Origin of the sequence: Bifidobacterium leontopitheci (assembly GCF_009193355.1) — a bacterium.
GTDB lineage: Bacteria > Actinomycetota > Actinomycetes > Actinomycetales > Bifidobacteriaceae > Bifidobacterium > Bifidobacterium leontopitheci.
Genome location: NZ_WBVT01000062.1, coordinates 1 through 10,211 on the forward strand (window position 1 = coordinate 1; position 10,211 = coordinate 10,211).

Here is a 10,211-nt window from a genome sequence, read left to right on the forward strand (position 1 = left end):
ACCCCATCGGCGTTCAACCCCCTCGGGCACCCACCACCAAACCGGCGGGCCGCCAATGGACTGGCAATCAAAAAAGCTTGTAAAAAAGCAGTACAAACACGCTCTTGAGTTCTCAAACCACCACCACGTCAACGAGGCGAACCAACCAGAAGAGGAAACCCCGCCGCGCTGAGCAGCAAGAGATAAACATACACGCACCGGCGCCCCAACGCAAGCCAAGGCACACGAAAACCCGGGGAAACCGCACCATCAAGCCGTTCCCTCGGCGTGTCGCAAACAGGGCAAACCAGCCCCACACCAGCATCATAACCACCAAAAACACATAATCAGCAGCAACAAACCCATCTGAGCATGGCGTGTCGCACATCATCGTCAACAATTCCCTTCCAGTTCACCTCCGCACAACCCCGACGCAGCAGACCAGCGCCCACGCACCGCACCGCCGCGCGCCGATAACGCAACGCATTGCATGCCACTGCGCGTTATGCCGCAGCGCGTTGCCTCCGGGCACCGCACGGCCTAATGTGACACTATGCATATGAATACGAACACCATTGATAGCGACGTGATCGAAACGCAACCCGAACGCACCGATCTGCCGCTCGTCGTGGCCCCGGTGATTGTGGAGTCCATGATCGAGCCGTTCGCCGCGAACTTCCCCCTGCTCCATGACATCGCGCGCGTGCGCATGTACCGTGACTTCACACTCGACAAGGCCACCATCATCGAACGAGCCGCACAGGCGGACGCGGTCATCGTGATCGGCTGGCATGTGACCGACGATATGCTTGACGCGCTCACCGTCGACAACCACGTGCGCTGCTTCGCATTCGGCGGCACCGGCGTGGCCAGCTACATCGACATGGCAACGGCACGCGAGCGCGGCATCCGCGTGTGCAACGTCAGGCATTACGGCGACCATGCCGTCGCCGAGCACGCGTGGGCGCTGATATTGGAGCTCGCACGCCGCGTCGGCGAGCTCGACGCTCAGGTCAAAGCCGGCAGCTGGAGCGGCGTGGACGGCATCGGATTGCACGGCAAGACGCTGGGACTGGCCGGGTTCGGCGGCATCGGGCAGACGATGGCGCGCATCGCGAACGGGTTCGGCATGAGGACGCTGGTGTGGAATTCGCATGTGCATGAGGATGTCGCCCGGAAGCTGGGCGTGACGACGGTCGACGACATGGGCGACCTGTTCGAACGGTCGGATGTGGTGAGCCTGCACCTGCCGCTGCTTGACGAGACCGCCGGCATCGTCACCGGCGAGCAGCTGGAGCGGCTGCGGCCGGGCACGCTGTTCGTGAATACGGCGCGCGCGGAGATCATCGAGCCGGGCGCACTGGCGAAACGGCTTGCACGCGGCGACGTGCGCGCCGCGCTGGACGTGTTCGACGAGGAGCCGCTGCCTGCGGACGATCCGCTGCGCGCGGTGCCGGATATCGTGTTCACGCCGCATGTGGCGTGGCGCGACGACGAGGCGTGCGTGAACCTGACCCGTCAGGTGGTTGACGCGCTGGCGTCGTTCTTCACCGGTGGGGATTATAACGTTGTGAAGTGAGCTGTGGCGGGGTGGAGCTGGAGCCTGCAATTCAATGTGTGCGCGGGTGACGCTCCCCCAGTCAGCTTCGCTGACAGCCCCCTCCACCGAGGGGGTCAAGTCCGGGACAGCCGGCTGCGGTTGGCTCGATACCGGCTCGCTGCTGTTTGCTATACGGCTCGGCTCTCTACCGAGGGGGCGAAATCATGGCTAGAGGGAGGCGGCTTGGATGAGCTGGCGCGTGTAGGCGGATCGGGGGGAGCCGAGCACCTGCGCGGTGCCGCCCGTCTCGACCGCGCGTCCCTCATGCAGGACCAGGATGCGGTCGGCGATGTGCTGGACGATGCCGAGATCATGGGAGACCATGATGATCGCCGTGGCCGGACTGTCGCGGCGGATAGCGTCGAACGTCTGCAGGATCTGCAGACGCGACGGCACATCGATGGCGCTCATCGGCTCGTCGGCGAGGATGATACGCGGCTCGGTGACGATGGCGCGGGCGATGGCCACGCGCTGCGCCTGCCCGCCGGACAGCTCCATCGGATACCGGTGCAGGAACGTGAGCGGATCGAGCCCCACACGTGCCAACGATTCACACACCTGGCCGTAGGGTCCCTTGCGTCCCACGGCCAGCCGCCTCAGCGACAACGGTTCGGCGACGATATCGCCGACCGTCCACCGCGGGTCCAACGACTGGTACGGGTCCTGATACACCAATCCTGAGTCGCGACGCAACGCACGGATGACCGCGCCACGTCTGCGCACTTCGCTCCCCTGATACAGGACCGTTCCGCTGTCCGCGGCATCCAGCCCCAGCAGGATCCTGGTCAGCGTCGACTTGCCGGAGCCGGAGCCGCCGATCACGGCGAGGCACTCCCCCTCATGCACCTGCACGTCGACGTCGAACAGCACCTGACGTGCGGCGTGCCCACGGCCGAACGACTTGGTGATGCCGCGGCCTTCCAGCACAATCGGCCGGTCGGGCGAGGCCTCGGCTGAAGCCTGCTTCCCCATCATCGAAGACGCGGTCATCGCTCCTCCTTACGCAACGTCAGCTCCCGTGCCGCCTCGACCAGGGCGGCGGTCTGCGGCGTACCCGGATGCCGCAGCAGATCGGCGGTGCGACCGGAATCGACCATCGTACCGCAGTCCAACACATAGCAGCGGGTGGTGGCGCGCGACAGCACGGCGAAGTCGTGGGTGATGAACAGCATGGCAGCGCCCGCGTCGTCGACCAGCGAGACCAGCAGGTCGACGATCTGCCGCTGCGTGATGGAGTCGAGCGCTGTGGTCGGCTCGTCGGCGATGATGCAACGCGGCGACGTGACCAGCGCGGTCGCGATGCCGACTCGCTGCTGCTGCCCGCCGGACAGCTGATGCGGCCACGCGCGGGCGAGCGCATCATCCAATCCCACCTTGTGCAGCATCGCCATCGCACGCTCGCGACGTTCGCCGGCCGACAGATCATAGTGCAGACGCAACGGCAGCTCGATCTGGTCGATGACGCGCAACACCGGATTGAGCGACGACCCCGGGTTCTGGAACACCGCGCCCACATACCGGCCGCGCAGGTCGGCAAGCGTGCGCTCGTCGGCGCCGATGACCTGAGTATCACCCAGACGAACCGCCCCTTGCGCACGGGCGTCAAGCGGCAGCAGACCGAGCGCCGCCTTGGCGATCATCGACTTGCCGGATCCGGACGCGCCGACCAGGCCGACACGTTCACCATCATCAATATGCAGATCCACATCGTGGACGATCGCCGTGCCGCCGATTGACACGGACAATCCTTGCATGTCAACGCCCATGGTCACCTCGCAGTTCCGGATTCGTCAACGGGTCGGCGGCGTCACGCAGCACGTCGCCGAAGATGTTCAGCGCGACCACGACCACGGTCACCAGAAGGCCCGGCCACAGCACGGTGAGCGGGAACACGTTGATGAACTTCACCGACGTGGCCAACGAATGCCCCCAGCTGGGCACACCGGACGGCACGCCGATGCCCAGGTAGGTCAGGCCGCTTTCGGCCAGCACCGCCGTTCCTGCGGACAAAGACAGCTGCACGAGCAGGACCGGCATGATGTTCGGCACGATGTGGCCGACGAGCACACGCCAGCCGCCAGCCCCGTTCGCACGCGCGGACTCCACATAGGCGGATCTGGCGGCGAGCATCGCCTGCGGGCGTGCGACACGGGCGAGGTTGAGACCGTAACCGAACCCGCAGGCGAGCACGACCACCATGATCGACGCGCCCAACGGCACGGCGAGAATCAGCGCGATAAGCACGGTCGGCACGGAGATCAGCGCGTCCACGGCCACGACGGACACGCTGGCAAGCGCGCTCCTGCGCGACACCATCGCGGCGACGAGCAGCAGACCGAACGCGGCTGTCACCGCCACGACGGCGATGACGATCAGCAGGTTCGTGCGCGAGCCGGCCATCAGCCAGCTGAGCACGTCCGCGCCGGTGCCGTCGGTCCCCAGCCAATGCTGCGCGGACGGACCGTTCCAGACGTGATATCCGTCGGTGACGAGCAGCGGGTACGGCGTCCAGACCAGCGATACGAGCGCCACAATCAGCCAGCAGGCAAGGACAATCAGCGCGAACCTGCCTTCGCCGTGCCGCCACATGCTACGCAGGATGATCGCGATGCGGCGCAGAGGGCGAAGGGAGCGGGGATGGCCGCTGGGGATGGGGGCGTTGTCCGAAGCGGGCTCGGACTGTGCGGCATGGGACCACCCCCACCCGCTGCGCGAGAGCCCCCGCCAGCGGGGGCGGGAGGCGGCGGAATCACCATCCGACGGGAGTCCTTGCGTGCGGGGGCGGGATGTCCGGTCGTCATCCGCGATGCCGCCGTTCACGATGTCATCGTTGGCCATGAGTCACCCCCCTTGTGCGGCGGAATCGCCGGAAGTCTGCAATCGTGGGTCGAGCAGCCGGTGCAGCACATCAACCAGAAACCCGACCGCGAGGAAGAACGCGGCCAGCATCAGCAGTTCGCTCTGCACGGCGATCAGGTCGCGGTTGCCCACGTCGATGACCAGGCCGTTGCCGATGCCCGGCAGCGCAAACAGGTTCTCGATCACCATGACGCCGGTGATCATCTCAGCGAACGTGAGCCCCACCACCGACACCAGCTGCGGCACGGCGAGCCGAAGCCCCACGCGCAGCACAGCCTCGGTGCGCGTCATCCCGCACGCCATGGCCATCGCCACATAGCCGCTCGACGCCAGGTCGCCCAACGCCGCCCGCGTGTACCGCATAAGCCCCGCGGCGACGATAAGCCCCACGGCGAGCGCCGGCAGCACGAGCGAAGCCAACGCTCGCCCCGAATCTGCCCACCCGTCCGGCGCGAAGCCTTGCGATGGGAAGACGCCGATCAGTCCGCTGCCACGCGAGAACAGCAGGATCAGCAGCAGACCGCCCCACAGCGCCGGCACCGAACCGCCGATGATCGACATGATGTGGAACGCGGAACGCAACGCCCGGCTGCGGCACAGCACCGCCGCGCAGCCGAGCGGAATGCCGACCGCCATGGCGACGATGAGTCCCATGACGATCAGCGGAAACGTGACGGACGCCCGCGCCGCCACCAGCGAACCGACCGAACGCCCGGTCAGGATCGACGTGCCGAAGTCACCGCGGCACAGCGCGGCGATCCAGTCGCAGTACTGCGCGACCAGCGGCCGGTTGAGACCCAGCTGCTCGCGTAGCGCGGCGACGCGTTCGGGTGGCGAGTTGAGTCCGGCCATCACCGAGGCGACGTCGCCGGGCAGGATGCGCAACGCGACGAACAGGCACACGGATATGCCGAACAGTGCCGCCATGAACAGCAGCAGACGGCGGATGACGAAACGCATAGGCTCCTCGCTAGGCTTCAGTCGATCATGGTACGGGCATCCGGCCGCGCGTCACGGCCGGTACGCAAGGTCGTACAGCGGCAGCAGCGTCTGGTTGAGGTTGACCGGGAATCCGGTCACGCCCTTGGCCCACGCGGTGGTGACCCGGTAGTTGAACAGCCAATCGGCGGGAGCGTCCTCGGAGACGGTTCTCGCAGCCCTGGCGAGCAGCTCGTCGCGTTCCTTGTCGCTGGTGGCGGCGATGGCCTTGGCGTACAGGTCCTGCACGTCCTTGTTGTCGTAGCCGTAGTAGTAGGTCGGGTCGGCCCACTGGTAGAAGTCGTGGCTTTCGTTGTGGTCCACGAGCGAGATGTCATACTGCTTGTTGGTGTACACGTCCTGCAGCCAGGTGGAGAATTCGACCACGTTGACCTTGAGATCGATGCCGATGGGCTTGAGCTGGCTACGCAGCTGGTCACCGAGCTCGGTGCCGTACGTGTTCGCGTAGGTGAGGGTGAGGGTGAGCGGTTTCGACTCGGAGTAGCCGGCCTCGGCCATCAGCGACTTCGCTTTGGCGACATCGTGCGGGTAAAGCGAGGTGAGGTCCTCGTAGCCGGGGTCGAGGGACGGGATCGGGCCGCCGAGAGCCTTGTCGGCGCCACCGCGCGAGGCGATGATCTGCTCGTGGTCGATGGCGTAGCGGATCGCCTGACGCACGCGCTTGTCGGCGGTCTTCTCGCAGGCGCCGTTGAAGGCGAGCACGTACTTGTCGGTGTCGTCGCCGGCCTTGACGACGTAATGGTCGTCATCGGCGAACGGCTTGGCGAGGTTCTCGCTGATCGGGGCGAGCACTTGCACGTCGTCGGATTTGAGCGCGTTGACGGCGGCGTTGTCGTCGGCGATGTACCGCACGACCACGGTCGGGGTCTTCGCCTTGTGCGTCCCCCAGTACTTCGGGTTGGCTTTGAGCGTGATCGAATCGTTGGCGACGAACTTGGCGACGGTGAACGGGCCGGAGCCGACCGCCTGCGTCTTCGCGTCGTACGTGGCGTCCTCGTCGAAGACGAGGCCGGGGCGGCCGGTCAGCACCCACAGCAGGTTCGAGTTCGCGGTCTTCAGGGTGATGGTGACGGTGTCGTCGCCGTCCGCGGCCACGCTCGAGATCATGCTGACCGATTCGGCGTCGTGGTACTGGTTCTTGATGAGCTGGTTGATGGACCAGACCACGTCGTGGGCGTCGAGCGTGTCGCCGTTCGAGAAGGTCATGCCGTCGTTGAGATGGAACGTGTAGGTCAGGCCGTCCGCGCTCACGTCCCAGCTTTTGGCGAGCGAGGGGACGACGTTGTTGTTCTCGTCGCGGGCGACGAGCCCCTCGTACACATTGCCGATGAGGATCTGGTCGATCGCCGAGCCTGCGGTGTTGCGGATGTCAAGGTTGGTGGGGGCGAGTTTGAGCCCGACGGTCACGGTGTCTGCGGCGCCTGCGGATTGCGAGGCGTTGCCCTGCGTGGTCTGGTCGCCGCCGCGGCCGGAGAAGATCGACAGGCCGAGCACGACCGCCGCGATGACGATGACGGCGACGGCCGCCCATATCCATCGTGCGCCGGACGTGCGGCGGGTCTTCGCGCGGCCTTCCAGCGAGCTGTCGGTGCTGGCGGTATCCGGTCGCGAGTTCGGTGACGTCGTGTCCTGTGACGTCGTATTCGTCTGGTCATCGGTTGCGCCGGCCGTGCCGTGCGCACCATTGTTGTGAACCATGCTTCCTCTTTGATAATGCTGTATTGCGTTGTATTGTCGTTTCGGCTGGCCGCCCGAGGGTCGACCGCCATACGACATTGTACCGTCGGTGCGTACGGGAGCGTCGGCACGCGGCTATGATGGGACGGAACAGACATCAGGACGGGGCTGCAAGCCCGCCAGCGCATTCGGCGTCGGTCCGGCGGCCCGCTCCATCCTGCGGTAGGGAGGTCATCATGCTGGTCGCGGTCGACATCGGCAACACCAATATCGTCATCGGATTCCTGGACGGCGAGCGCATCGTCGGCACGTATCGCATTACGACGAAATCGAACCACACGTCGGACGAATACGGTCTGATGATCACGCAGTTCCTGTCGCTGAGCGGGTTCCGTCCGGACGATGTCGAGGACGTGATCATCGCCTCCGTGGTGCCGAAGGTCATGCATTCGTTCCGATCGAGCATCATCAAGTTCCTCGGACTCAACCCAATGGTCGTGGGGCCGGGCATCCGCACCGGCATCAACATCCGCATCGACGATCCGAAATCGCTCGGCTCCGACTGCCTCGCCGACTGCGTGGGCGCATACTACACGTACGGCGGCCCGGTCCTGGTGGCCGACTTCGGCACGGCGACCACGTTCAACTACGTTGACGCGAAAGGCACGATCACCTGCGGCCTGATCACCACCGGCATCCGCACCGCGGCGGCCGCCCTATGGGGTGAGACCGCACAGCTGCCGGAAGTGGAGATCACCAAGCCGAAATCGATTCTGGCGACCGGCACGAAGACCGCCATGCAGGCGGGACTGTATTACAACTTTCTCGGCGGTATCGAGCGCACGATCCGCCAGTTCCACGACGAGCTGCACGAGCCGTTCAAAGTGGTGGCGACCGGTGGATTGGGCCGCGTGTTCGAGGGCGACACCGATCTGATCGACGTGTACGACCCGGACCTGATCTTCAAAGGCATGTCACTGATCTACGACCGCAACCGGTGATGATGGCGGAATCGCGCTTCGCACGATGCCGTGTTTTCGGCGGCCTGCGGCCGCGGGACGCTCCCCCAGTCAGCCTACGGCTGACAGCCCCCTCCACCGAGGGGGCCAAGAAACGGGTCAGGCCACTTACGGCCGTGCCAGCGTCCTGCAATTCAGGATTGCCTTCGGCCGGCTCAATACTGGATCGCTGTCGCTCGCTCCTCACCTACAAACAGCTCCGCTGTCTGCTTCACGGCTCGGCCCTCCACCGAGGGGGCCAAGAGTCGGATTCGCCAAGCGTGACAGTCATGAGTGACGCTCCGCCGGCAGTTTCTTCAGCGGGGACGAGCGGGGTCAGTCGATGGTGAAGCCTTGGTTGGTGCCGTATTCTTTGAGGTCCTTCTGCCAGGTGGCCAGGCCGCTGGTGAGGGTGACGCGCATGCCGGGCTCTTCGGGCAGGTCGATGGGGGTGCCGTCGTCGTTGGTAACGCCGGCCTCGCGCATCGCCTTGCGCTGCTCGTACGCCTGCTTCTTCGACGCCCAGGCGTAGGCGCCCGACGTCGCCGAGCGGAAGTCGTTGCGGGCGTAGACCTCGAACGGCAGATACTGGTAGCCGACGGACACCGATTCCGCCGCCTCAGCGAGCACCGTGTTGAACTTCTGGCCGCCGAAGTAGCTGACCGCCGTGCCATTGTCGGCGGTGATGGTGGTCTTGTCGAGGAATTCCGCGCTGCCGAGCGTGCTGCCGTCAGCGGGGAACGCGCCGGCGTCGACGCGGATGCGGATGCCCTCCCTGTTGTGACACACGAATTCCACGAACCGGTACGCGGCCTCCGGCTTGCGCGTCGTGTTGAGCACGGCGAGTGCCGAACCGCCGTTCTCGGCGTTCGTCACCGCGCCGGTCTTGGTGGGCATGCGTGCGACGCGCCACAGGCCGGCCGTACCAGGCACGTCGGCGAGCAGCAGCGACGGCATCCACGCTCCGGCGAACATCGAGGCGACCGTGCCGTCACCCATCGCCTGCTTCCACCCGTCCGACCAGGTCCGCAGATGCGTGTTCACGAGGCCTTCGGAGATCATGCGCTGCCAGAAGGCTGTGAACGTCTTCGTGCCCTCATCGGTCATGAGGTTCACCTTGACCGTCTTGCCGTCCGCCGACGTACGGAACGGCCGCCCGCCGGCCAGCCAGATCATCGCGTTGTAGAAGCTGGCGTCGCCGGCGTCGGCAGCAATGTAGATGCCGATCTTCTTCAGCTTCTTCGCGGCCTCGTAATAGTCCTCCCACGTGCGAATCTTCGAGGCGTCGACGCCGGCCTGGCGGAACGCATCGTCATTGTAGAAGAACGCCATCGGTCCGGAGTCCATCGGCAGGCCGTACACGCGGCCGGCGAGCTTGACCGACGCCCACGTGCCGGGGGTGAAGAACCCGTCGTAGCCGGCGGCCTTGCCGGTGAGGTCCATGAGCTGGCCGCTGACCGCGTACTGCGGCAGCGCGAAATATTCGAGCTGGGCGACATCGGGCGTGCCGTATCCGTCTTGGATCGCGCTGTTGAGATGCTCGTAACCGCTCATGTCGTTGAGCTTGACGCGGACGTCCGGGTTCTCCTTCTCGAACGCGGCGATCAACGCCTTCATGCTCGGCTCCCATGACCATACGGTGATCTGGGTGCGGGTGTCCTGCGTGCATGCGGCGAGCGGGAACAGCAATGCGATTACGCCGACAAGACCCAGCAGACGGGCGATGACGGCGCCTGCCCGTCGTTTCAATGCCAGCATCATGAATCAAGCCCTCCGAGAACACCGACGAACGTCGTAATGGAAACGTCGTCATGGACATGGTCGCGGCGATGGCTGCTGCCGCGGCACCGACCAATATGCACGAGTCTACGAAACCAACTGGAAAACGCCGCCTTACGAAGATGGTCTAGACGGCATGACCGGCCTTCGGCCGTAACGCTCCCCCAGTCAGCTACGCTGACAGCCCCCTCCACCTGAACTGCACCCCGATTGTTGGACTGCGATAATGCAGATTCGATGATTGGAGGTGCGGTTTCTCATGTGTGGGGATCGCAGGCGTCATTACGACGACGGTTTCATGAGGAAGGTCGCGGACCTGA

8 protein-coding genes are annotated in these 10,211 nt (G+C 65.2%); 2 read left to right on the top strand and 6 right to left on the bottom strand.

Features of this window, described 5'->3' with window-relative positions; translation table 11 throughout:
* Nucleotides 1-538: 538 nt before the first annotated feature.
* Complete coding sequence (locus F7D09_RS10710; protein ID WP_152235478.1) at nt 539-1,558, top strand: D-2-hydroxyacid dehydrogenase family protein; 1,020 nt, start codon at nt 539-541, stop codon at nt 1,556-1,558.
* 189 nt (nt 1,559-1,747) lie between these two features.
* On the opposite strand, the gene F7D09_RS10715 is transcribed toward F7D09_RS10710, so the two are convergent.
* The 5 genes from F7D09_RS10715 to F7D09_RS10735 form a co-directional block, all read right to left on the bottom strand.
* Nucleotides 1,748-2,551: an ABC transporter ATP-binding protein gene (locus tag F7D09_RS10715; protein ID WP_193312457.1), complete on the bottom strand. Its 804-nt coding sequence runs from the start codon at nt 2,549-2,551 to the stop codon at nt 1,748-1,750.
* 14 nt (nt 2,552-2,565) lie between these two features.
* A complete protein-coding gene (locus F7D09_RS10720) occupies nt 2,566-3,345 on the bottom strand; it encodes an ATP-binding cassette domain-containing protein (protein WP_152235479.1) in 780 nt (259 codons plus the stop codon).
* Entirely contained in the window at nt 3,335-4,168 is an 834-nt protein-coding gene (locus F7D09_RS10725; protein WP_152235484.1) for an ABC transporter permease, read from the bottom strand. Before F7D09_RS10725 ends, F7D09_RS10720 begins: the two co-directional genes overlap by 11 nt.
* A 252-nt stretch (nt 4,169-4,420) precedes the next feature.
* A complete protein-coding gene (locus F7D09_RS10730; protein WP_152235480.1) occupies nt 4,421-5,398 on the bottom strand; it encodes an ABC transporter permease in 978 nt (325 codons plus the stop codon).
* A gap of 51 nt (nt 5,399-5,449) precedes the next feature.
* Nucleotides 5,450-7,135, bottom strand: coding sequence for an ABC transporter substrate-binding protein (locus F7D09_RS10735; RefSeq protein ID WP_152235481.1), 1,686 nt, complete (start codon nt 7,133-7,135; stop codon nt 5,450-5,452).
* A gap of 215 nt (nt 7,136-7,350) precedes the next feature.
* Here F7D09_RS10735 and F7D09_RS10740 point away from each other — a divergent pair, with 215 nt between their 5' ends.
* Nucleotides 7,351-8,115 (top strand): type III pantothenate kinase, encoded by a 765-nt coding sequence (locus F7D09_RS10740; RefSeq protein ID WP_152235482.1) that lies wholly within the window; start codon nt 7,351-7,353, stop codon nt 8,113-8,115.
* A 333-nt stretch (nt 8,116-8,448) separates the two neighbouring features.
* Here the strand turns inward: F7D09_RS10740 and F7D09_RS10745 are convergent, their stop codons facing one another.
* Complete coding sequence (locus tag F7D09_RS10745) at nt 8,449-9,873, bottom strand: ABC transporter substrate-binding protein (RefSeq protein WP_152235483.1); 1,425 nt, start codon at nt 9,871-9,873, stop codon at nt 8,449-8,451.
* Nucleotides 9,874-10,211 lie beyond the last annotated feature (338 nt).